The sequence below is a fragment of the Streptomyces sp. NBC_01618 genome (assembly GCF_045209435.1).
Taxonomy (GTDB): Bacteria; Actinomycetota; Actinomycetes; order Streptomycetales; family Streptomycetaceae; genus Streptomyces.
This window is the reverse complement of record NZ_CP109297.1, coordinates 3,140,789-3,162,897: the sequence shown is the minus strand read 5'-3', so window position 1 is coordinate 3,162,897 and position 22,109 is coordinate 3,140,789. Positions and strand designations below refer to the sequence as shown.

18 protein-coding genes and 3 pseudogenes are annotated in these 22,109 nt (G+C 70.2%); 12 read left to right on the top strand and 9 right to left on the bottom strand.

From position 1 onward, the window contains the following. The first annotated feature begins 266 nt into the window (after positions 1 to 266). On the top strand, positions 267 to 3,848 hold the full coding sequence (mfd, locus tag OH735_RS14750) for a transcription-repair coupling factor (protein WP_406381963.1): 3,582 nt from the start codon (positions 267 to 269) through the stop codon (positions 3,846 to 3,848). A 115-nt stretch (positions 3,849 to 3,963) separates the two neighbouring features. On the opposite strand, the pseudogene OH735_RS14745 reads toward mfd, so the two are convergent. Further along, positions 3,964 to 4,206, bottom strand: a pseudogene (locus tag OH735_RS14745) (ATP-binding protein); the annotation flags it as partial. A 40-nt stretch (positions 4,207 to 4,246) separates the two neighbouring features. On the opposite strand from OH735_RS14745, the pseudogene OH735_RS14740 reads away from it, so the two are divergent. From OH735_RS14740 to OH735_RS14730, 3 genes and pseudogenes are all read left to right on the top strand, one after another. Next, a pseudogene (locus tag OH735_RS14740) lies at positions 4,247 to 4,495 on the top strand (helix-turn-helix domain-containing protein); the annotation flags it as partial. A 130-nt stretch (positions 4,496 to 4,625) separates the two neighbouring features. Then, the gene (locus OH735_RS14735) at positions 4,626 to 5,396 is read left to right on the top strand and encodes an HNH endonuclease family protein (RefSeq protein WP_406381962.1); all 771 of its coding nucleotides are present in this window, start codon (positions 4,626 to 4,628) and stop codon (positions 5,394 to 5,396) included. 64 nt (positions 5,397 to 5,460) lie between these two features. Further along, the gene (locus tag OH735_RS14730; protein ID WP_406381961.1) at positions 5,461 to 5,970 is read left to right on the top strand and encodes an NUDIX hydrolase; all 510 of its coding nucleotides are present in this window, start codon (positions 5,461 to 5,463) and stop codon (positions 5,968 to 5,970) included. A 4-nt stretch (positions 5,971 to 5,974) separates the two neighbouring features. Here the strand turns inward: OH735_RS14730 and OH735_RS14725 are convergent, their stop codons facing one another. The 3 genes from OH735_RS14725 to OH735_RS14715 all read right to left on the bottom strand — a co-directional run bounded on the left by OH735_RS14725 (position 5,975) and on the right by OH735_RS14715 (position 7,603). After that, a complete protein-coding gene (locus tag OH735_RS14725; protein ID WP_406381960.1) occupies positions 5,975 to 6,505 on the bottom strand; it encodes a hypothetical protein in 531 nt (176 codons plus the stop codon). A 466-nt stretch (positions 6,506 to 6,971) separates the two neighbouring features. Then, a complete protein-coding gene (locus OH735_RS14720; RefSeq protein WP_406381959.1) occupies positions 6,972 to 7,187 on the bottom strand; it encodes a heavy-metal-associated domain-containing protein in 216 nt (71 codons plus the stop codon). Beyond that, positions 7,184 to 7,603, bottom strand: a complete 420-nt coding sequence (locus OH735_RS14715; protein ID WP_406381957.1) for a nuclear transport factor 2 family protein — start codon at positions 7,601 to 7,603, stop codon at positions 7,184 to 7,186. Before OH735_RS14715 ends, OH735_RS14720 begins: the two co-directional genes overlap by 4 nt. An 87-nt stretch (positions 7,604 to 7,690) precedes the next feature. Between OH735_RS14715 and OH735_RS14710 the strand changes: the two genes are divergently transcribed. Further along, the gene (locus tag OH735_RS14710; protein WP_406381956.1) at positions 7,691 to 8,305 is read left to right on the top strand and encodes a TetR/AcrR family transcriptional regulator; all 615 of its coding nucleotides are present in this window, start codon (positions 7,691 to 7,693) and stop codon (positions 8,303 to 8,305) included. Positions 8,306 to 8,433: 128 nt separating this feature from the next. On the opposite strand, the gene OH735_RS14705 is transcribed toward OH735_RS14710, so the two are convergent. From OH735_RS14705 to OH735_RS14685, 5 genes and pseudogenes are all read right to left on the bottom strand, one after another. After that, the gene (locus tag OH735_RS14705; RefSeq protein ID WP_406381955.1) at positions 8,434 to 8,763 is read right to left on the bottom strand and encodes a hypothetical protein; all 330 of its coding nucleotides are present in this window, start codon (positions 8,761 to 8,763) and stop codon (positions 8,434 to 8,436) included. A gap of 247 nt (positions 8,764 to 9,010) precedes the next feature. Continuing rightward, a pseudogene (locus OH735_RS14700) lies at positions 9,011 to 10,074 on the bottom strand (erythromycin esterase family protein). Between the two features lie 539 nt (positions 10,075 to 10,613). Next, entirely contained in the window at positions 10,614 to 10,814 is a 201-nt protein-coding gene (locus tag OH735_RS14695) for a hypothetical protein (RefSeq protein WP_406381953.1), read from the bottom strand. A gap of 110 nt (positions 10,815 to 10,924) precedes the next feature. Further along, entirely contained in the window at positions 10,925 to 11,677 is a 753-nt protein-coding gene (locus OH735_RS14690) for a hypothetical protein (RefSeq protein ID WP_406381952.1), read from the bottom strand. Positions 11,678 to 11,705: 28 nt separating this feature from the next. Continuing rightward, on the bottom strand, positions 11,706 to 12,560 hold the full coding sequence (locus OH735_RS14685; protein ID WP_406381951.1) for a DUF4190 domain-containing protein: 855 nt from the start codon (positions 12,558 to 12,560) through the stop codon (positions 11,706 to 11,708). Positions 12,561 to 12,836: 276 nt separating this feature from the next. Here OH735_RS14685 and OH735_RS14680 point away from each other — a divergent pair, with 276 nt between their 5' ends. The 7 genes from OH735_RS14680 to OH735_RS14650 all read left to right on the top strand — a co-directional run bounded on the left by OH735_RS14680 (position 12,837) and on the right by OH735_RS14650 (position 21,816). Continuing rightward, a complete protein-coding gene (locus OH735_RS14680; protein ID WP_406381950.1) occupies positions 12,837 to 14,945 on the top strand; it encodes an N-6 DNA methylase in 2,109 nt (702 codons plus the stop codon). 120 nt (positions 14,946 to 15,065) lie between these two features. Beyond that, positions 15,066 to 15,779, top strand: a complete 714-nt coding sequence (locus OH735_RS14675) for a hypothetical protein (protein ID WP_406381949.1) — start codon at positions 15,066 to 15,068, stop codon at positions 15,777 to 15,779. Further along, positions 15,776 to 17,314, top strand: a complete 1,539-nt coding sequence (locus OH735_RS14670; RefSeq protein ID WP_406381948.1) for a protein kinase domain-containing protein — start codon at positions 15,776 to 15,778, stop codon at positions 17,312 to 17,314. The genes OH735_RS14675 and OH735_RS14670 overlap by 4 nt, the downstream gene beginning before the upstream one ends. A gap of 254 nt (positions 17,315 to 17,568) precedes the next feature. Further along, complete coding sequence (locus OH735_RS14665; protein WP_406381947.1) at positions 17,569 to 18,213, top strand: SurA N-terminal domain-containing protein; 645 nt, start codon at positions 17,569 to 17,571, stop codon at positions 18,211 to 18,213. 46 nt (positions 18,214 to 18,259) lie between these two features. Then, positions 18,260 to 19,234 (top strand): nucleoside triphosphate pyrophosphohydrolase, encoded by a 975-nt coding sequence (locus OH735_RS14660; protein WP_406381946.1) that lies wholly within the window; start codon positions 18,260 to 18,262, stop codon positions 19,232 to 19,234. Between the two features lie 119 nt (positions 19,235 to 19,353). Further along, positions 19,354 to 20,727 (top strand): cytochrome P450, encoded by a 1,374-nt coding sequence (locus OH735_RS14655; RefSeq protein WP_406381945.1) that lies wholly within the window; start codon positions 19,354 to 19,356, stop codon positions 20,725 to 20,727. A gap of 105 nt (positions 20,728 to 20,832) precedes the next feature. Next, positions 20,833 to 21,816 (top strand): transglycosylase family protein, encoded by a 984-nt coding sequence (locus tag OH735_RS14650; protein ID WP_406381944.1) that lies wholly within the window; start codon positions 20,833 to 20,835, stop codon positions 21,814 to 21,816. Positions 21,817 to 22,109: the final 293 nt, after the last annotated feature.

Genomic DNA, 22,109 nt, shown 5'->3' with positions numbered 1-22,109 from the left:
GTGGGCCGGGGTGTCCGGGTCCGGCCGTGGGCCGACGACGGCAGGGTCCGGCCACGGGCCGGGGTGTCCGGGTCCGGCCACGGGCCGGTGGCGCCCGCAATCCGACCCGCTGAGCCGGATTGCGGGCGCGGCTGTCACAGCGGAGTCGTACGCTGGAACCCCCGGCCCGTGAGACGTGTCGGGTCCTTCGTGTTGCCCCTACGCGTCGCCCCCTGGCAGCAGCCGGCTGTCAGACCTCGCCCTCGTTACCCGGACGGAAGCCCTTCATGAGCCTGCACGGCCTGCTGGATGTCGTCGTACGTGACCCGGCACTTTCCGAAGCGGTGAAGGCCGCTGCCGACGGCCACCGGATGCATGTCGACCTCGTCGGTCCGCCCGCCGCCCGCCCCTTCGCGGTGGCCGCGCTGGCCCGCGAGACCGACCGGACCGTGCTCGCCGTCACCGCGACCGGCCGGGAGGCCGAGGACCTGGCCGCCGCGCTGCGCACCCTGCTGCCGCCGGACACGATCGCCGAGTTCCCGTCCTGGGAGACCCTGCCGCACGAGCGGCTCTCGCCCCGCTCAGACACCGTGGGCCGCCGCCTCGCCGTGCTGCGGCGCCTCGCGCACCCGAGGAATGACGACCCGGAGACCGGGCCGGTCAAGGTCGTCGTCGCACCGGTGCGCTCCGTGCTCCAGCCGCAGGTCAAGGGGCTCGGCGACCTGGAACCCGTAGCGCTGCGCATCGGACAGAGCGCCGACCTCGGCAAGACGGTCGACGCGCTCGCGGCAGCCGCGTACTCCCGGGTCGAACTGGTGGAGAAGCGCGGCGAGTTCGCCGTGCGCGGCGGCATCCTGGACGTCTTCCCGCCGACCGAGGAGCACCCCCTTCGGGTGGAATTCTGGGGCGACGACGTCGAGGAGATCCGCTACTTCAAGATCGCCGACCAGCGGTCGCTGGAGATCGCCGAGCACGGGCTGTGGGCGCCGCCCTGCCGGGAGCTGCTGCTGACCGGCGAGGTGCGTGAGCGGGCCGCCGCCCTCGCCGAGCAGCACCCGGAGCTGGGCGAGCTGCTCGGCAAGATCGCCGAGGGGATCGCGGTGGAGGGCATGGAGTCCCTCGCCCCGGTCCTCGTCGACGACATGGAGCTGCTGCTCGACGTGCTGCCGAAGGGCTCGATGGCGCTGGTCTGCGACCCGGAGCGGGTGCGTACGAGGGCCGCCGACCTGGTCGCCACCAGCCAGGAGTTCCTCCAGGCGTCCTGGGCGGCGACCGCGATGTCCAGCGCGGACGAAGTCCGCTCCGGCAAGGGCGGTGGTGGGCGACGGGTGGGAGGCCAGGCCCCGATCGACGTCGGCGCGGCATCGCTGTGGGGCATCGCGGACGTCCGGGACCGGGCCCGCGAGCTGGAGATGATGTGGTGGTCGGTCTCCCCGTTCGCCGCGGACGAGGAGCTCGATGAGGACACCCTCAAGCTCACGATGCACGCCCCGGAGTCGTACCGGGGCGACACCGCCCGCGCGCTCGCCGACACCAAGGGCTGGATCGCCGACGGCTGGCGCACGGTGTACGTCACCGAGGGCCAGGGGCTCGCCTCCCGTACCGTCGAGGTGCTGAGCGGCGAGGGCATCGCGGCCCGCCTGGATGCCGACCTGGCCGAGATCTCCCCGTCGCTGGTCCACGTCTCCTGCGGCGCGATCGACCACGGCTTCGTCGACCCGGCGCTCAAGCTCGCCGTGCTGACCGAGACGGACCTCACCGGCCAGCGCACCGCCACCAAGGACCTGGGCCGGATGCCGGCCCGCCGCCGCAAGACGATCGACCCGCTGACGCTGGAGACCGGCGACTACATCGTCCACGAACAGCACGGGGTTGGCCGCTACATCGAGATGGTGCAGCGCACCGTGCAGGGCGCCACCCGTGAGTACCTCCTCGTCGAGTACGCCCCCGCCAAGCGCGGCCAGCCCGGCGACCGCCTCTACATTCCGACCGACCAGCTGGAACAGGTCACCAAGTACGTCGGCGGCGAGGCACCCACCCTGCACCGGCTCGGCGGCGCCGACTGGACGAAGACGAAGGCGCGCGCCAAGAAGGCCGTCAAGGAGATCGCCGCCGACCTGATCAAGCTGTACTCGGCGCGGATGGCGGCGCCCGGCCATGTCTTCGGCCCCGACACCCCCTGGCAGCGCGAACTGGAGGACGCCTTCCCGTACGCGGAGACGCCCGACCAGCTCACCACCATCGCCGAGGTCAAGGAGGACATGGAGAAGTCCGTCCCGATGGACCGGCTGATCTGCGGCGACGTCGGCTACGGCAAGACGGAGATCGCGGTGCGGGCGGCCTTCAAGGCGGTCCAGGACGGCAAGCAGGTCGCCGTCCTCGTCCCCACGACCCTCCTCGTCCAGCAGCACCACGGCACGTTCACCGAGCGCTACTCCCAATTCCCGGTCAACGTACGGGCGCTGAGCCGCTTCCAGTCCGAATCCGAGTCCAAGTCGACCCTCGAAGGGCTCCGCGAGGGCTCCGTCGACCTGGTCATCGGCACCCACCGCCTCTTCTCCTCCGAGACGAAGTTCAAGGACCTGGGCCTGGTCATCGTCGACGAGGAACAGCGCTTCGGCGTCGAGCACAAGGAGCAGCTGAAGAAGCTCCGCGCAAACGTGGACGTCCTCACCATGTCCGCGACGCCCATCCCCCGAACGCTCGAAATGGCCGTCACCGGCATCCGCGAGATGTCGACGATCACCACGCCGCCCGAGGAGCGCCACCCGGTCCTCACCTTCGTCGGACCGTACGAGGAGAAGCAGATCGGCGCTGCCATCCGCCGCGAACTGCTCCGCGAGGGCCAGACGTTCTACATCCACAACCGCGTCGAGTCGATCGACCGGGCCGCAGCCCGGCTGCGCGAGATCGTCCCCGAGGCGAGGATCGCGACGGCCCACGGCCAGATGTCCGAACAGGCCCTGGAGCAGGTGGTGGTGGACTTCTGGGAGAAGAAGTTCGACGTCCTGGTCTCCACGACGATCGTCGAGTCCGGCATCGACATCTCCAACGCCAACACCCTGATCGTGGAGCGCGGCGACAACTTCGGCCTCTCCCAGCTCCACCAGCTGCGTGGCCGGGTCGGCCGGGGCCGCGAGCGCGGCTACGCCTACTTCCTCTACCCCCCGGAGAAGCCGCTCACCGAGACGGCCCACGAGCGCCTGGCCACGATCGCCCAGCACACCGAGATGGGCGCGGGCATGTACGTGGCGATGAAGGACCTCGAAATCCGCGGCGCGGGAAACCTGCTGGGCGGCGAACAGTCCGGCCACATCGCGGGCGTCGGATTCGACCTGTACGTACGCATGGTGGGCGAGGCGGTCGCCGACTACCGGGCCTCCCTCGAAGGCGGTGTGGAGGAGGAGCCGCCCCTGGAGGTCAAGATCGAGCTCCCGGTCGACGCCCATGTCCCCCACGACTACGCCCCCGGCGAGCGGCTGCGCCTCCAGGCGTACCGCGCCATCGCCTCCGCCAACACGGAGGACGACATCAGGGCGGTCCGCGAGGAACTCACCGACCGCTACGGCAAGCTTCCCGAGCCGGTCGAGAACCTGCTCCTCGTCGCGGGCCTGCGCATGCTGGCCCGCGCCTGCGGCGTCGGCGAGATCGTGCTCCAGGGCTCGAACATCCGGTTCGCCCCGGTCGAGCTGCGCGAATCGCAGGAGCTCCGCCTCAAGCGCCTCTACCCGAAGACGATCATCAAGCCGGCCGTCCACCAGATCCTGGTCCCCCGCCCCACTGCCGGCAGGATCGGCGGCAAGCCGGTCGTCGGCCGCGAACTACTGGCGTGGACGGGGGAGTTCCTCACGACGATCCTGGGGTCTTGAGGCACCGTACGCAAGGCGGGGGAGAGACCGCAGAGTCAGCCTCTCCCCCTTTTGCGATCCGGACCTGTCCGCGCCGTCACATGTCCTTCCGACGTGACATGTCGGTGCCGAAGTGTCATGTTCGCTCCCGAGCACGTGACGGGAGCGTGGAGGCGGCCGGGATCTTGAAGCTCAGCCACACGGTCTTGCCCACGACGTGATCGCCGACGCCGAAGTCATCGGCAAGCTCGTTCACGAGGCGTAACCCACGCCCTGAGCAGGCGTCGTCGCCGGGCTGCTGGACCGTGGGCCGACCGGGTCCACTGTCACGGACCTCCAGCCGCACCAGCTCCTCGCCCCGGTGGAGTCCGACGCAGAACTCGCGCCCGGGTGGCGCGCCATGACGGCGGGGGAACCCGTGGCAGGCGGCTCGTCAGCGGCTCGTGAAGCGCGGGCTGCTGACGGAGGACGGTACGGCGGCCGAGGCGGGGCGGGCGTTGCGCACCGAAGTCGAGCGGCGTACGGATGAGGCGGCTGCCGCCCCGTGGCGGGCGCTCGGTGAGGAGGAGAGGGAGCGGCTGGTCGAGTTGCTGGGGCCGCTGTGGGTGGCGGTGATCGGCTCCGGACTGCTGCCGTCCGAAACGACGCTGGGTATCGGGAAGGTGTGAGCGGCCGGGCGGGCCGGGCGGTGTGATTCCGGCCGCATCCTGACGGAAGCGCACTCATGAAGGCCTGTCAGCGGGGAAGACATCCGTACGATTCCCGAGTTCGACTTTCTCCCCGTCAGGACGGCTTCGAGTGATATCTCCCCGCACGTACCGAGTGATGCTGCCCGCCCTCAGCGTGGCGGCTGTGCTGGCCCTGGCCGGCTGCGACCCCGAGCAGGCGGCCTCCGGGACCGGGCAGCAGGGCGGTGGACAGGCTGCCGTCACCGGGTTCGGGGCGAGCCCGCTGGACAACGCCGACGGTACGAAGCCGGGGCTCGCACCGCTCACCGCCGAGGCGGACCGGGCAGCCGGCCGGAAGATCATCGAGAAGGTGGCGACGAAGGGGCGGGGACCGAAGACCGGGTACGCCCGTGATGAGTTCGGCTATGCCTGGATGGACACGGCGGACGGCGTGCCGCTGGCCCGGAACGGCTGCGATACCCGGAACGACTTGCTGAAACTCAACGGCCAGGAAGTCGAGTTCCGCACCGGCTCGGAGTGCGTGGTCGTGTCGATGACGCTGCACGACCCGTATACGGGCAAGGACATCGCCTGGAAGAAAACGAAGGCCACCGAGGTACAGATAGACCACGTGGTGCCGCTGTCGTACGCCTGGCAGATGGGCGCAGCCCGCTGGGACAAGCAGAAGCGGCAGCGCCTGGCCAACGACGTGCTGAATCTTCTGCCGGTCTCGGGCCCTGCGAACTCCGCCAAGCAGGACTCGGGGCCGGCGTCCTGGCTGCCGCCCAGCAAGGCGATCCGCTGCTCGTACGCGGTTCGCTTCGCGCAGGTAGCGGAGAAGTACGAGCTTTCCGTTACGGCGGCGGACAAGAGCACGATGCTCAAGCAGTGCGGCGGTTGAGTGGCGGGCTGTCCAGCAGGCCTGCATACAGGCGCTGTCAGAGCTGTGTGGAACTGTGTGCGCCATGGGTGAACTGGTGGAGCAGGTCGACGATCAGGATCGAATACTGAGAGTTGTCGAGCGTGGCGAGGCCATCCGGAGTGGGTGGCTGCACCGCGTTGCGACGACCGTCTGTCGCCGCCCCGACGGCAGGATCCTGGTGCATCGACGGCCACAGACCGTGTCCCGGTTCCCCGGCCAGTACAACTGGCTCGTGGGCGGGGCCGTGGACGTCGGCGAGTCCTACGAGGAGGCGGCTGCGCGGGAGCTCACCGAGGAGCTGGGTGTCAGTGCCTCACCGCAGTTCGTCTTCAAGTACCTGTGCCGGGGGGCTATCAGTCCCTATTGGCTGGGGCTCCATGAAGTGGTTATCGAGGGAGAGGTCGTTGTCGACCCATCGGAGATCGCCTGGCATGAATGGCTCACTCCTCAAGAGTTCCTGGAGGCGAGGCAGCGATGGAGCTTCGTGGAGGACGGTGTCGATGCCTTGAGGCTCTACCTCCAGCGGCAGCAAGGCACGGCCGGGACGGTCTGATGAATCACGACTGAACCGACCGCGACCCGGCGGATGTCGGGGAATTCCGGAGCTGCTTCACCACTCCGTGCTGTTCCTCGACGAGTTGGGCTTGCAGCCGGTGGGCGTCCGCTTCCAGCTCGGCGTTCCTGAGCGTGAGGATCTGGATCTGGTTCGCGTACGCCGCGACGGTCGATCGCAGCTCCCGGATCTCGGCGGCCTTCTCGATGCGGAGCTCCTGCACAGTCTTCTTGAGCCGGGCGATCTCCTGCCTGAGTTCGTCGGCCTCGGGCCGCTTGGCCTGTGGGGCGCCGAGGACTTCCTTGATCGCCGCCGAGACCGGTGAGCGGTAGTACGAGGCCCGGGAGATACCGGCCTCGGCGCAGATGTTCACCGCCGAGGTCCTGCCGTCGGTGATCTCGGGCCGGCCGAGCATGAGCTGCTCGAAGGCGCGCATGATCTTGTGGTCGATGTCGGTCAGGCCGGGGTTCTCCCGGGTCAGGCGTGCGAAGGCGGTGCGGACGGCTCGGAGGGTTTCGTCCGTGGAGTCGGTCATCGGCGGGTGTCCTCGTGGTCGATCTCGGCGATCAGGCGGCTCCGACGGCGAGGCCGCTTCCTATCACATCTCGCCAGAGTCATTGAGCCTCCGCCAACTTGAAGTAGCAGGTCAAAGGGCTGGTATGGCCGCTGTTTGGAGTACTCACGCTGGTCGAGGGCGGCAGTCTGCGGAGTAGATCGTCCGCCAGCTCGTTGTCCAACCTCGTCAGGGGGTGACGGAGTCGCCCCAGCCGAAGGTGGCAACCTAAGCCCGTCGAACGGCTTCTCCGCCGCCCTCGTCCGGCTGCCGGGGTGGTGCAGCCCGATCGGTCAGCATCGACTTGACCTGCCCAATCGGGCGCAGCTTTTACCCTGGCCGACCGCGCGCGCTTCGGTACCCATCCGGAGTTATAGGAGTGCGTGCCGCGGGCGACATGCCGCGCAGGCATCCGAAGTGCGGGGACAGCCGCGCCGTCAGCGCGGATTCATGTGCCCTCGGTCGTGAGCTCGTAGCCTGCGTCCTCGACCGCGGCACGTACGTCGGCGGTTTTCAAATCCCTGTCGCTGGTCACCACAACCGTGCCGCCGTCGACGTCCACTGTCACGGTGGTAACACCGGCGATGCGCTCAAGCTCCTCGGTGACCGACTTCGCGCAGTGCCCGCAGGCCATGCCCGTGACGGTGTACGTGCTCTCGGTCACGACGCCGCCTCTTCCCGCTCGTCGCTGCCTTCCACTGGAACAGTGCGGGTGGTCATGTGCGCCTGACGCATACGCCCATCGGGGGCGAACCGGCCGAAGAAGTAGACCTCGATGGCGAGGTCTTTGCCGCGCTGGGAGGAGTGCAGGGTGTAGCGGGCGGCGAGGCGGTCACCGTCGGCGACCGCCTCGTGCACGTCCATGCGAATGGTGGGCCGGTTCTTGCGGACCGGGCGGGCGTGCGCGATGAGCTTGTCCCGGTCCATCCGGTGTCCGTCGGCGATTTCGACGATGTCCTGGGTGTGATAACGATCGACGATCAGCGCCGCATCCTCGTCCGTCTGCAGCAAGTCCTCGGTGAAAGAGGTGAAGAAGTCGGCGATGAACTGCTTGGGGTCGGTGTTGCCGAGTAGACGCATGTCACTCCCGCCGGTCCGGTGCTCACGCACGATCTTTTACACACCGTAAGATATGCAGTCTCCGATAAATTTGGCAACATGTAAAAGATGATGTCCTCCTCCGCCCGAAACCGCCGTGCTGACGCCCGCCGCAGCAGAGCCGCCATCCTGGATGCCGCAACCCAGGTCCTCAACGCCGAACCCGGCGCCAGCCTGGAGGCGATCGCCGGCGCCGCGGGTGTGACCCGCCCGACCGTCTACGCCCACTTCCCTTCACGGGAGCAGTTGCTGCTGGCCGTGGTCGACCGGATCACCGAGGAGGCCGTCGCCGCCATGGACGCCGCCGACCTCGACACCGGCCCCGCCGCGGACGCCCTGATGTGCCTGCTCGACGCCGGCGCACAGGTTACTCGGCGTTACCCCGTACTGCTGCAGCTGATCAGCGCCCACCCCGTCAGCCCGGAGGCCGACCACGACCGGCACACGCCCGTCGCCGACCGGATCAGGCGGGTGATCCAACGCGGTCGGCAGACCGGAGAGTTCGACGACCGGCTCCCCGTCGACTGGCTGGTCGCGGCCACCATCAGGCTTGGCCATGCCGCGAGCGAGGAGCAGGACGCCGACCGCCTGTCTGCCTTGGCCGCACAAGACGCCCTCCGTATCAGCCTTCTCCGCATCCTCGGTGCCACCGCACAACCAGATTCCTCGCCTTGGCCCCGGTGAACGCATCCGACTTTCCCCATCTCATGACTCCGGGCCGACCATCCGAGTTCCTGAACCCCCTGCAGACGCGCTCGTGAGTCTGTTCAGCTCGGCCTGCTCCTCCCAGACAGGATCTTGTGGCTTCTTGTTCAACGACGTGGGGCCCTGCTGTTGATGCTCGTGACGTTCGACGCCTCCTCCAGCGCCTCTTGGAGTCGTTCGTTGCGCAGGGTGGCGTCGACGCCGACGGCTCGATCAACACCGGCCCTCTTCGGCTGGCCCGGTCCGTGGAGGAGGGCACCCATGAGGTAGTTCTGGCTAGCGGGCTGGAGCTGTTCGAGCACCCGGATTGCACGAACGACGGGCTCGCAGACGGTCCATGTCGCCTCGACGCCTTCTGCGTCCTCTTCGCCCTTGAACGCTCGGCTGTGTACTCGCCAGCGGTAGGCGTTGCCGCCCTCGTCGCGCTTGGCCTCCATGCAGGCGCGCTTGATGTGTTTGACTACTGGTGAAGGGGGCTTATTTCACCCGTGCACTATTCAGTAAGCAGGACAGAGGTGGCGCGTTGGCTGAGCCCCGTGGCGTTGACCGGCTGGCGGCCCGCCGGTTCCAGCGCTCGCGAGTGCGAATCCGCATCCGGTATGGGTGACACCGAGCCCGCCGCACTCGGCCGCAGGCAGGCGGGGCTGCCCGGACGGAGACCCCGCCTGCCTGGGTTCGGAACGGTCAGAAGTGCACGGTGTGGTCCCGGGTGACCGTTGGGACGGCGAATACGGCGTCAAACGCCTCGGGGACCGGGGTGCTCAGATGGGAGCTCTGGAACCGGATCCCGTTGAGCAGTGGTGCTCCCTGGGCGTCGCGCGGTGTGTGGCGCAGGTCGGTCAAGGTGATCCGGTCGGCGAGTCCGGCGTCGGTGAGGGCGGCCTCGACGCTGCCGGGTTCGGCAGGCTGAAGGGGGGAGTCGGCGAGGGTGAACCCGACCGCGGCGCTCTGGTCGGGGTACATCTCCGGCACATGGTCCGCGGTGTGGACGAGGGCCACGGTGCGGTAGTCCTGGCCGAGCATCCGCTGAAGGTGCTGGCCCATCGGGAGTGTGGTGAGTCCGCCGGCGAACTCCAAAGTGAACGCTGTCTTGTGGATGTGGTTGTTGTGTGCGGCGAGGGCGATCCGGGTCCCCGGTTCGGCGTGGTTCAGGTGCCAGCGTACGGATTCGGCCATGTAGATCTCGCGCACCGACAGGTCCGCGGCCAGGCCCCGGCCGGACAGCAGAGCGTTCATCGCCTGGAACATGTAGTCGGTGTGGCAGGCCGCTTCCACCCTGCGCTGGGCGATGTCGAAGCGGCTTTGGCTGCTGCGGGAGACGTAGAGCGGTTCGGCGGCGCGCAGCCGCAGCAACAGCCGCGCCAGTGTGGCGGTCAGTTCGTTCTGCTCGGCGGACTGAAGGCCGGCCCATGCAGGCCCGGCCGCAGCGCCGGATCCGCAGCCCTTGAGGAACCGGTCGCTGACCTCCAGGACCGTATCGACGAGGCGGAGTGCGTCGGGGTCGACGTTGCGTAGGTAGTCGGCCACCGGCTCAAGGGCGGGCCGTAGTGCCCCGCCGGCTTCTGGGACGTCGATGCCGACGAAGCGCACGGGTGGGCGCTGGTGCGGTTGTGGTGGCGCAGCCAGTTCATGAGGGCTGCGGCGCCCCACCCGGCGGCGGCCCGGCTCACCTTCGCCAGGTCGCCGTCGTCCCCCTTGCCCTGCAGCCACTGGTCGAGCGGGAAGGCTTCGCTGAAGCCGAACTCCATCGCGAAGACGGTGAACCCGCAGCGCTCAGCGAGAAAGCGCAGCACCCGCTGGCGTGCGAGCGAGAACTCTTCGACGAAGTGGGCGCCCTCTCCGATCGCGACAACCCTGGCGTCGCCGACGATTTCCCGGAGCCCTTCGAGGTCATCGAGGGGCTGCTGTGGATCAAGCGTGGTCAGGGGGGTGGAGTGTTCGCGAAACCAATCGGCGAGCACGGTTCATTTCTCGGCTTGGAGTTCAGGACACAGCGGCTCGTCCGCATGCGGCGGACAAGCGACGTGACGATGCGCAGACGCAACCGGCGTCGGGCCACTGGGCCAATGGCGCACCGCGTCTGCTGACGAACCCCGTCAGAGAAAATTGCTGAAAATTGCCATGCCCGAAAACTAGCACCGGGCGCCGTACGCGCGCGCACGAATATTCCCGCTTGAACGCGGGGCGGTGACTCGTCAAAGGGGGGTTGCCCTGCTGTACGACGGCTCGTGCCACCCCGCCTGGCCACCCGGACGCTGACGTCACATTCTGTCCTGGCGAAGGAGGCTCATTCCGATCGTGCACTATTACCCTTCTTCTGCCGTTTGTTGGCCTCGTCCTCGGCTCGGGCGGCGAGCCGGTCACCGCCGCTGACAAGCAGGCCATGCTGGAGCAGTGCGGGGGATGAACTCCGCAGCGCGTGGGTGCCCGGGGCGTGAGCTCCGGCCGGGCGCTCGGTGACTGGCGTGAGCGGGATGGAGCTGACCATCACCACCCTCGCCCAACGGCCCGAGCTGGCAGACGCGGTGTTCCGGATGCTGTGAACGCGCTGACGGAACCCGCCCGGGTGGGGGGGCGGGTTCCGTGGTGCCGGGCCGGTCAAGAAGGTGAGATCTTCGGTTTCTTCACCGAGAACGGCTGGTTGAACCCGGAGAACTCGACGGTGAGGGGGCGGCCGTGGCTGCCGGCGCCGTCCGGCAGGCGCATTCTCTGCAGGTAGGGCCTGCCCTCGGAGGCGATGCTTGCCGTCCATGTCCCCTCGTCCGTCCTGCCGTTGACGGTCAGGGTGGGGACGTCGGAGCTGGAGTCGGGGCCGGGTGTCGTCGTTTTTCCCTTGCGGGCGGTTCCGCTCTTCGGGGCGACGAGGCCGAGGAACGTCTCCCGGTCGCAGTAGCGCTCGGCCAGCTTTGCGTGCGGGTCGCCCGTGGGGGCCTTCACCCAGCGGCCGGTGAGCTTCTCGACGTCGGCGGCGGTGGTCTTGCGCGAGCCGTCCTGAGCGGCGGTCTCTTTCAGCATCGCGGCGTCGGACCGGGTGTAGACCGTGCCTTCCGTCCGCACCAGCTCCAGGGTGCCTGCCGTGCCCATGGAGAGCGTGACCGTGCACGCGCCCCTGACGTCCGTGGCGACGAACGCACTGACCGGGCCCTCGGCGGAGGTCGTCTCCACCGCCATGCGCACCGACTTGGCGCTCCGGGTCGACGCGAGGGCCTTGTTGACGACCTCGGGGCCGGTCAGCCGTGCATAGGGAGCGGCGGTCCGCTCGTCGTCGAAGAGTGTGCCGCAGGCCGCTGTGAGGGCGAGGGCCGTCATGGTGCAGAGAGCGGCTGCCGCGGTGCGGGCGAGTGGGCGCATGGTGGTCGGCTCCGGTCGGGAGGGAGAGTCAGAGCTTCAGGTCCCACTGGGTGGCGTCGTACGTAAACCCGGGGTTGACCTCGACCGTCAGGTTCTTGGCGTCCGCGGGGGCGTCGAAGGCGAACTGGACCGTGATCTTCTTGCCCGGCAGGACCGTGCCGGAGAAGCCCGCGCCGACCTTGTTGTCGAAGATCTGCTCGGCGTCCACGCCGTCCTGGCCGGCCCGGGCCGAGACGCTGACGAGCGCGGAGTCGAACTTCTCCTTGCCCGCGTTCTCGATGACGACGGCGACCCGGTAGGCCTTCTTGCCCTTGGTGTGCCCGGCGGCGTACGCGTCCGGGGTGTACGAGGTGGCGTCGCCGACCGTGACCGTCAGATCGTCGTCGTACACGGCCGAGTCGCCGGCCTCCAACGCCTTTCCGGTGTCCTTCTTGTCGGCGCCGCCCTTCTTGTCGGATCCGCCGTCCTTGGCGGAACCGTCGCCGCCGGGCTTCGGCTTCGCGGAGGCCGTGGTGTCCGACACCGCCTTGTTGAGGTCGTTCACCGCGTCGTCCACCGCCTTGAAGATGATCACCGCGCCCACCACCGCGAGGATCAGCGAGACCAGGCCGAGGACGGCGCCGAAGGTGGCCATGCCCTTGTTGGTGGCCTCGCCGCGCTTGGCCCGGCCCCGGCCCACCAGACCCAGGATCAGGGCGATGACGCCGAGAATGCCCGCCAGCCAGAAGAAGAACGGGATCAGCCCTGACACGGCGCCGATGACACCCAGGATGAGCGCGGAGACGCCCAGTCCGTTACGGGCCGGGCGCGCGCCCGGCATCTGGGCGGGAGCGTGCGGCTGCTGGGGCTGCGGGGACTGCGGCGGCTGCGTGAACTGGGACATGGCTGTGCCCTCCGGCGAATGCAGAGATGGGTGGTGAGCGGTTCCGTGCATCGCTCCTGAAGCGATGGGTCAATAACAGCAGAGCTTGTGAACCGAGTCAACATCGTTCACGCTGGAGGGGTTGATGCACGCTGTGAATCGGCGGTGCGAAACCAGGATCGGTATGCTCGCCAACACCGCACGAAGGCCACTGCCAGGACAGCCACTACCAGGACAGCCGTGCCGGGACCAGCCAGTGCCAGGACCCAGTCAGTGCCAGGACCAGGGAGACAGTCAGTGCCGGAGAACTCGACAGAGGTGACCGCGGCCGGGATCGCCCGGCTCGCGGGCGTGGGGCGGGCCGCCGTCAGCAACTGGCGTCGCCGCCACGCCGACTTCCCCAAGCCCGTCGGCGGTACCGAGACCAGCCCGTCCTTCGCCCTGCCCGAGGTCGAGCAGTGGCTGCGTGACCAGGGGAAACTCGCCGAGGTCCCGCTCCGTGAACGGGTCTGGCAGCAACTCGCCGGACACCCGGCCGGCGCGGTCCCCGCTCTGGTCCACACGGGCTGCGCCCTGCTGCTCCGGCGGAACAGCCCCAACGCCTGGCGGGAGATTGCCGCTGTGTCGGACGAGGCGATGGCCGGTGTGCTGTCCCTCGCCCTCAACGACCTGCTCGCCGATCGTTTCGGGCCCGCCGCGGTAGCCGGACGGGCTGTTCACACTCCCGGCCGCGCCGAACTGCTGCCGTCCATTCCGCTGCTCCGGGGCGCCGCGGAGCTCGCCGCGGAGACCGGGGTCCGGGAGACCTTCGAGTTCCTGCTCGGCCGCCAACTGGACGCCAACCCGCGCCAGTACACCCTCACGCCGCCCGGACTCGCCGAGCTCATGGCCGCGCTGGTGGAGACCGGGAAGCAGCCCGCCCGCACCGTCCTCGACCCCGCCGCAGGCACCGGCGCCCTGCTGCGCGCCGTCGGCCGCCCGACCGCCCTGTACGCGCAGGAGGCCGACCCCGACCTCGCCGCGCTCACCGCACTGCGGCTCGCCCTGCACACCGACCCCGACAACAGCTGCGCCCTCGCGGCGCGGGCCGGCGACACCCTGCGCGCCGACGCCTTCCCGCAGCTCGCCGCCGACGCCGTGCTCTGCCACCCGCCGTTCAACGAACGCAACTGGGGCCATGACGAACTCGCCTACGACCCCCGCTGGGAGTACGGGTTCCCGGCCCGTACGGAGTCCGAACTCGCCTGGGTCCAGCACGCCCTGGCCCATCTGCGCGAGGGCGGCACCGCCGTACTCCTGATGCCCCCGGCCGCCGCATCGCGCCGCTCCGGTCGCCGGATCCGTGCGGATCTGCTGCGCCGCGGCGCCCTGCGCGCCGTCATCGCGCTTCCGGCCGGCGCCGCACCCCCGTACGGCATCCCGCTCCACCTCTGGGTGCTGCGCAAGCCGGGCAGTGGCCCGCACCCCTCGCCCGAACTGCTCCTCGTCGACACCGCCGAACCCGTCGAATCCCCCTCGGCGGGTCCGGCGGCCACCGTTCCGTCCGGTGGGCGCGACCGGGTCGACTGGCAGGCGGTGCGCAACGCCGTGCTCGACGCCTGGCGATGGTTCGAGGGCGAACGCGAGGACGTGCGCGAGGGTGTGGCCAAGGGGGTGGGCGCGAGCGCTGTCCCCGTCATCGAACTCCTCGACGACGACGTGGACCTGGCCCCCGCCCGCCATCTGCCGCCCCCGGCCGCCGCGGGCGGGCCGGCCGAGCTGATCCGCGTACGGGAACGGCTCACCGAGACGCTCGGACTGACCGGCACCCTCACCCCACCGGCCGTGACCCCCGCCGAGCCGGCCCGCTGGCCGCTCACCACCGTCGGCGAACTCGCCCGCGCCGGCGCGCTCCAGCTCCGCACCGGCGGCTCCGGCACCGGCCCGGCCCCCGTCCTCACGGAACACGACGTCCTCGGCTCCACCGCCCCTTCGGGAAGCCTCCCCGTCGACGGGCCCCCCGAGGAGCCCGTGCTCGTCGAACCGGGCGATGTCGTCGTCCCCGTGCTCGGCGGCGGCTCCGTCACCCGCGTCATCGACGAGTCCACCGCGGGCGCCGCGCTGGGCCGCAACCTCCAGCTGCTGCGCCCCGATCCGGCCGCCCTCGACCCCTGGTTCCTCGCCGGCTTCCTGCGCGGCACCGCCAACAACCGCCAGGCCAGCAGCTACGCCTCCACCGCCACCCGGCTGGACGCCCGCCGCCTCCAACTGCCCCGGCTGCCGCTCGCGGAACAGCGGAAGTACGGAGAACGGTTCCGCGCCCTCGCCGAGTTCGAGGACGCGCTCCGGCTGGCCGGGCGGCTCGGCGGGCAGTTGGTCCAGGGGATGTACGACGGGCTGACGGACGGCACGGTCACACCACAGTGAGCTGAACCACATCGGTTCCGTGCAACCCGGGGCGGGTTGTCGGTGTCGCCCTTTACGCTCGGATCTGCGTGCATCGAGCGTGTGCGTGGACGTTCAACGACCAGGTCTCCAGGAGCAGCCATGTACGCCCCGGGTCATCCGCCGATGCCACCACGCCGGGTTCCCGGCCGGGCCTGGATCGTCTCGATGCGCGTGCTGTTCATCGTGCTCCCGGTGTGCTCGCTCGGACTGCTGCTGTGGAGCCCGCTCCTCCGCCTCGCGATCGTGCGCCGCAGGGCGTCCGACTGGTGGCTGACCGGGGCCGGTTTCGTCTTCGTCTGCGTGCTGCTGCCGATCATCGGCAGGGACGGCAGCGACGACCCCAGCGGCATCGACAACGTCCTCATACCGCTGCTGCTGGTGATGATGGTGGCCGCCCCCGCGTACTACCTGGTCGGGGACATCCGCCACTACGAACAGCTCGCGAAGCGGAGCGTCATGGGCGGGTACGCGCCCATGGCACCGGGGTACGGATACGCGGCCACGATGCCGCTGCCCGTGGGTGTGCCCGCGCCCGCGCCGGCACCCGTCGCGCCGCTCGCCACCCCGATGCCGGTCGTCGCGCCCGTACGACAACCGCCCGCCGCACCACCACAGCCGTACCCGCAGCCCCAGCCGCACCACCCGCAGCCCCAGCACCACCCGCAGCCCCAGCACCACCCCCAGCCCCAGCACCACCCCCAGCACCACCCCCAGCCCCAGCCGCAGCCGCAGCCTCGGCCCCAGCGCATCGACCAGGTCCGCGCCGAGCTCGACGAGTTGAGCGACTACCTCCGTAAGGAGGGGAACCGGTGAACGGACGTGTCATCGGCGGGCGGTACCAGCTGGCGACCGTCCTGGGCCAGGGCGGCATGGGCCAGGTCTGGACGGCGTACGACCAGCGCCTGGACCGCCGGGTCGCGGTGAAGCTGCTCCGCCCCGACCGGGTCACCGGCCCCGTCGGCAGCGAGGCGGCGGACGAGCTGCGCCGCCGCTTCGTCCGCGAGTGCCGGGTCACCGCCCAGGTCGACCACCCCGGCCTGGTCACGGTCCACGACGCGGGGAGTGACGGCGACGACCTGTTCCTCGTCATGCAGTACGTCGAGGGAGCCGACCTCGCCGATCACCTCGCCGAGCACGACCCGTACCCCTGGCAGTGGTCCGTCGCGGTCGCCGTCCAGCTCTGCGCCGTCCTCTCCGCCGTGCACGCAGTGCCGATCGTCCACCGCGACCTCAAGCCCCGCAATGTGATGGTGCGTCCGGACGGCACCGTCACCGTCCTCGACCTGGGCGTCGCCTCCGTCCTGGACACCGACACCACCCGCCTCACCCACACCGGTTCGCCGATCGGCTCCCCGGCCTACATGGCGCCCGAGCAGGCGATGGGCGGTGCCGTCGGCCCGTACACCGATCTGTACGCACTCGGCGTACTCCTCCACGAACTCCTCAGCGGTGACGTGCCGTTCGCGGGATCGACCGCTCTCGGCGTGCTGCACCGCCACCTCTACGAGCCGCCGCTCCCGGTCCGCCGGATCCGGCCCGACATCCCCGAACCGCTCGAAGCGCTGGTGCTGCGGCTGCTGGCCAAGGACCCGCAGCACCGCCCAGCCGGCGCCCAGGAGGTGTACGAACACCTCGCCCCGCTGCTCCCCTCCCGGGGCAACGGGCTGCCCACCGGGCCGCTCGACCCGACCCGTCCTTTCCTGCGCCCGCACGCCCCCTGGCCCGACCGCGCCACCACACCGCCCCCGCCCCCGGCCCCACCCGCACCGGCGGCCGCCCGGCCCGATGTCGCAGCCGCCGTCGACGACGTCAAGGAGCTCCTCGGAGAGGGCCGCATCACCCAGGCCGTGGACATCCTCGGCTCGATCCTCCCGGTCGCGGCCGAACAGCACGGCGAGGACTCCGCCGTGGTCCGCATCCTGCGCAAGCAGTACGCGGCGACGCTGATGGACGACGGCCAGTACCGCCGCGCCCTGCCCGAACTGCGCCGCCTCGCCGACGACCGCGCCGCGGAGGCCGGCCCGGCCGACGCCCAGACGCTCCAGTTCCGCTACGACGCGGCCCAGTGCCTGGAACAGCTCGGCGAACCGGCCGCCGCGCTCGCGGAGTACCGCGCCGTTCTCCCGTACTACGAGAACCGCCACGCCACAGGCCACGATCCGGCCCGCTCCTTCGAGATCCGCAACCGCATCGGGCACCTGCTGCTCGCGGTCGGCGACCACGTGGCGGCGCGTGTACAGCTGCAGGGACTGCTGTACGAAACGGAGCGGGCCTACGGACCGCATCACCCACTGCCGGTGGAGCTGCGCCGCCGACTCGACCGCCAGGTGGAAGTACACGGCGGCTGACCCGGCGTCTCTCGCGCACGATCATGCTGCGCCCGGAGAGCAGGGGCCCGGCGGCCGAGCGCGCCCTGACCGCGTCTGCGGAACGCGTCTGCGAACACGTCTCCTGAACGCCGCGCAGCCCCGTGCGGGTTCCCACAGCCCCAACTCCTTCCGAATCGTTGGTCGAACCAGTGGCCTCAACCACATCCACTGCCTAACATCGATCAACGCAAGGTCTTGTGCACTGATGCACAAACTCTCCCCGGGAGGTTCCTTTGCACCGCCGCCGTCGCACCGCGCTCACCGTCTCCGCCGTCCTGCTGGCCGGAGCCCCACTCCTGACCGCCTGCGGCAGCCAGGCCCACCCGGGTGCCGCGGCCCTCGTCGGCGGGGACCGGATCGAGGTGGCCACGCTGCAGGGTCAGGTGGCGGCGGTACGGGAGGCCCAGCGCGACTCGAAGGACGCCTCGCAGCTCATCGACAAGTCCGGGCAGCTCAGCCGGGCCAAGCTGCACGGCATGATCTTCGACCGGGTCCTGGACCGGGCCGCGCGGGACGCGGGCGTGACCGTCAGCCGCAACGAGATCCAGCAGATGCGGAAGGCGGCGGCCGCCCAGTCCGGGGGAGAGGCGCAGCTGCGTACGGCGATGCTCCAGCAGAGCTGGGTCGCCCCCGACCAGATCGACGCCGTGCTTCGCGAGCAGGTCCAGCTGACGAAGCTCGCCCAGGCGCTCGGCGCCGACCTGCAGCAGCCGGCGGGGCAGAAGGCCGTCGGCGACGCGCTCAGCAAGGCGTCCAAGGAACTGAAGGTCGACGTCAACCCGCGCTACGGCGCCTGGGACGACAAGCAGACCCAGCTCGCCAACTACAAGGCCCCCTGGATCAAGCAGGTCACCAAGCCCGCCGGGGCCGGCGCCTAGAAGACCGGGGAAACGGCGACCGGACCGACCGGAGTAGATTCGAACGGTGAACGCTGAAGATCCCGGCCGTATCGTCCTGCTCACCGCCAGTCACCGCGTCGCGCCCGGGCTCCTGTCCTGGCCCGCCTGGCAGGCGCTGCACGCCGCCGACCGGGTGCTCTGCGCCGAGCAGGACAATCCGCAGCTGCCGTATCTGCGCGAGGCGGGCGTCGCCGTCGAGCAGTCCGCGCCCACCGCGCAGGAACTCGTCGACGCCTGCGCGGGCGGCCGGAGCGTCGTCGTCCTCACGGGCGGCGAAGGCAACCAGCCGCTGACCGACGGGCTCGCCCGGCTGGCCGGCTCGGGACGGGTGCGGATGCCGGACCTGGAGCTGCTGCCCGGTTCGTACGATCTGCCGGGTGCCAGGCTCCTCGATCTGGTCCAGGTCATGGACCGGATCCGGCTCGAATGCCCCTGGACCTCGCAGAAGACCCACAAGGGCCTCGCCAAGTACGCCATCGAGGAGGCGTACGAACTCGTCGAGGCGATCGAGGACGGCGACCGCGACGAGCTGCGCGAGGAGCTCGGGGACGTACTGCTCCAGGTCGTCTTCCACGCGCGGATCGCGGAGGACGGCCGCCCTGAGGATGGAGCGGAACCGTTCTCCGTCGACGACGTGGCCGCGACCCTCGTAGAGAAGCTGATCCACCGCCACCCGCACGTCTTCGGCGACGAGACCGCCGAGACCCCGGAGGACGTCCACGCGCACTGGCTGCGGACCAAGGCCGTAGAGAAGCAGCGCGACTCGGTCACCGACGGCGTGCCGCTCGGCCAGCCCGGGCTGGCCCTGGCGGCGAAACTGGCGGGCCGGGTCCGTACCGCGGAGCTCGACGTGCCGCTCCCCACGGGCGACGGCATCGGTTACGAGCTCCTCGCCCTCGCCGTACGCGCCGAACGCGACGGCATCGACCCCGAGGCCGCACTGCGGGCCGCGGGCCGCGCCTACCGGGACGCCATCCGGGCGGCGGAGGGCAACGGATAGCGCCGGATAGCGCCGGAGGGCGACGGATGGCGCCGGAGGGCGACGGATGGCGCCGGAGGGCGACGGATGGCGCCGGAGGGCGACGGATGGCGTCCGGGGGCAACGGATAACGTCGGGGGGTGAACCACAGCCCCGCCGCCCGCCCCGCCGGTCAGCCCGCGGACGGCCGCGACGACCGTCCGGCCGATCAGCCGGCGGACGACCTCGCCGCCTGCCCCGCCGCCCGCCCCGCCGACGCACCCGAACTCTTCACGTGGGAGTTCGCCACCGACCCGTACCCGGCCTACGCCTGGCTGCGCGAGCACAGTCCCGTGCACCGCACCGCGCTGCCCAGCGGCGTCGAGGCGTGGCTCGTGACCCGGTACGCGGACGCGCGGCAGGCCCTCGCCGACACCCGGCTCTCCAAGAACCCGGCACACCACGCCGAGCCGGCGCACGCCAAGGGGAAGACGGGCATCCCCGGCGAGCGCAAGGCGGAGCTGATGACGCATCTGCTGAACATCGACCCGCCCGACCACACCCGGCTGCGCCGCCTCGTCTCCAAGGCGTTCACCCCGCGCCGGGTCGCCGAGTTCGCCCCGCGCGTGCAGGAACTGACGGACCGCCTCATCGACCGCTTCATCGCGCAGGGGACGGCGGACCTCATCCACGACTTCGCGTTCCCGCTCCCCATCTACGCGATCTGCGACCTGCTCGGGGTCCCGCCCGAGGACCAGGACGACTTCCGGGACTGGGCGGGCATGATGATCCGGCACGGCGGCGGCCCGCGCGGCGGGGTGGCCAGGTCGGTGAAGAAGATGCGCGGCTATCTCGCCGAACTGATCCACCGTAAGAGGGAGAACCCGGGGGACGATCTGATCTCGGGGCTGATCCGGGCCAGCGACCACGGCGAGCACCTCACCGAGAACGAGGCCGCGGCCATGGCCTTCATTCTTCTGTTCGCCGGATTCGAGACAACGGTCAATCTCATCGGCAACGGTGTGTACGCCCTGCTCCGCAACCCCGCACAGCGCGAGCGGCTGCACCTCTCCCTCGACGCGGGGGAGAGCCGGCTGCTGGAGACCGGGATCGAGGAACTGCTGCGGTACGACGGTCCGGTGGAGCTGGCGACCTGGCGGTTCGCCACCGAGCCGCTGACGCTCGGCGGACAGGAGATCGCGGCCGGCGACCCCGTGCTCGTCGTCCTCGCCGCCGCCGACCGCGACCCGGAACGCTTCGAGGACCCCGACACGCTCGACCTCGCACGGAGTGACAATCAGCACCTCGGATACGGGCACGGCATCCACTACTGCCTGGGAGCACCGCTCGCCCGGCTGGAGGGACAGACCGCGCTCGCCACGCTCCTGAGGCGCCTTCCCGACCTGCGACTTGCGGTGGAACCTACCGATTTGCGATGGCGTGGCGGGCTCATCATGCGTGGACTGCGCACGCTGCCCGTGGAGTTCACGCCGGGGTCTGCACCCGCGCAAAGTGACATCCCGTCAAGTCTGTGACTTTCACGTGATCTGCGCTGCATCGACTTGTGACGCGCGTTCGAGTCCGGCTAGGTTCACCGTTCGACTCACCAGTCACTCGTCAGTCACACGGAAGGTATCCCCATGGGCTCCGCGAACGGCAGACACCGTCGCCCTCGTCAGGCACCCGCCATCGTCGTCGCCGCGGGCGTGACCGGATCGGCCATCGCCATCCCGCTGCTCGGCGCGGCCGGCGCGCACGCCGCCGACGCGACGACCTGGGACCGGGTGGCCGAGTGCGAGAGCGCCGGCATGTGGAGCTCCGACTTCGGCAACGGCTTCTACGGCGGCCTGCAGTTCTCGCAGGAGACCTGGAAGGCGTACGGCGGCGATTCGTACGCCGAGCGCGCCGACCTCGCCAGCCGCGCGCAGCAGATAGCCGTGGCCGAGAAGGTGCTGGAGGACCAGGGCCCGCAGGCCTGGCCCAGCTGTGCGGTCATTTCCGGCCTCGCGGAGGACGGGACGCTGCCGGGCGTCGATCCGGGGGTCGCGCCCTCGCTCGAGCCGACGCAGAGCGCGGAGCCGGCTGACGGCACGTCGGCGTCCCCGGCCGACGGCGCCACGCCGTCGGACGGCGTCACGGACGCCACGGACGCCACGGGCGGCAAGGGCGGCAAGGGCGGCTCGAAGGGCTTGGGCGGTGCCGACGGGTCGGCAGGGAAGGCCGAGCCCTCCGCGCAGCCTTCGGCCACGGAGTCGGCCGCCCCGTCCTCCGACGCGCCCGAAATGCCTGATACGCGTGATTCATCCGATTCCTCCGGCCGTACGGGTGGTAAGCACCGTGGCGCCCCGGCCCCCGAGGGGGGCCGAGGTGCGGGCGGCGGCCTCGACCGCGAGTCGGGACGCCACGCCTCCCGGGGCGACGGTGGCGCACGCGACGCGGGCGCGTCGGCCGCCGACGGCATGTACACCGTCCACCCCGGCGACAATCTCTGGGCGATTGCTGACGCACAGAAGGTTCCTGGTGGCTGGCCTGCGCTCTATGAGGCCAACAAGGGGGCCGTCGGCAACGACCCGGACCTCGTCCTCCCTGGCCAGAGTCTTGATCTCGGCGTGGAGGCCGAGTGAGGGCGGTATGAAAATCGACTAAAAGAGCCCCAAAAATCGGGGTAGTTCAGGGACCTATGTCCGCTTATGCGTAAGTGAGACATGGGTCTCTTTGCGTCAATTGGCGTGTCGCGCCCAGGGGCTCCCGTCGTATCGCGTCCCACCTGCGAAAACGATGGTTCCTCACATGCAAGTAAGGGCTGATTGTCCGATGTGTTCATCTTTGAAAGTGGGGGTTGCCTATGTTTACGGTCGGAACCGCTCGCACCGCGGGCCCCGTCGACCGTCACGCCGAATCCTGCCGTCGGTCGAAG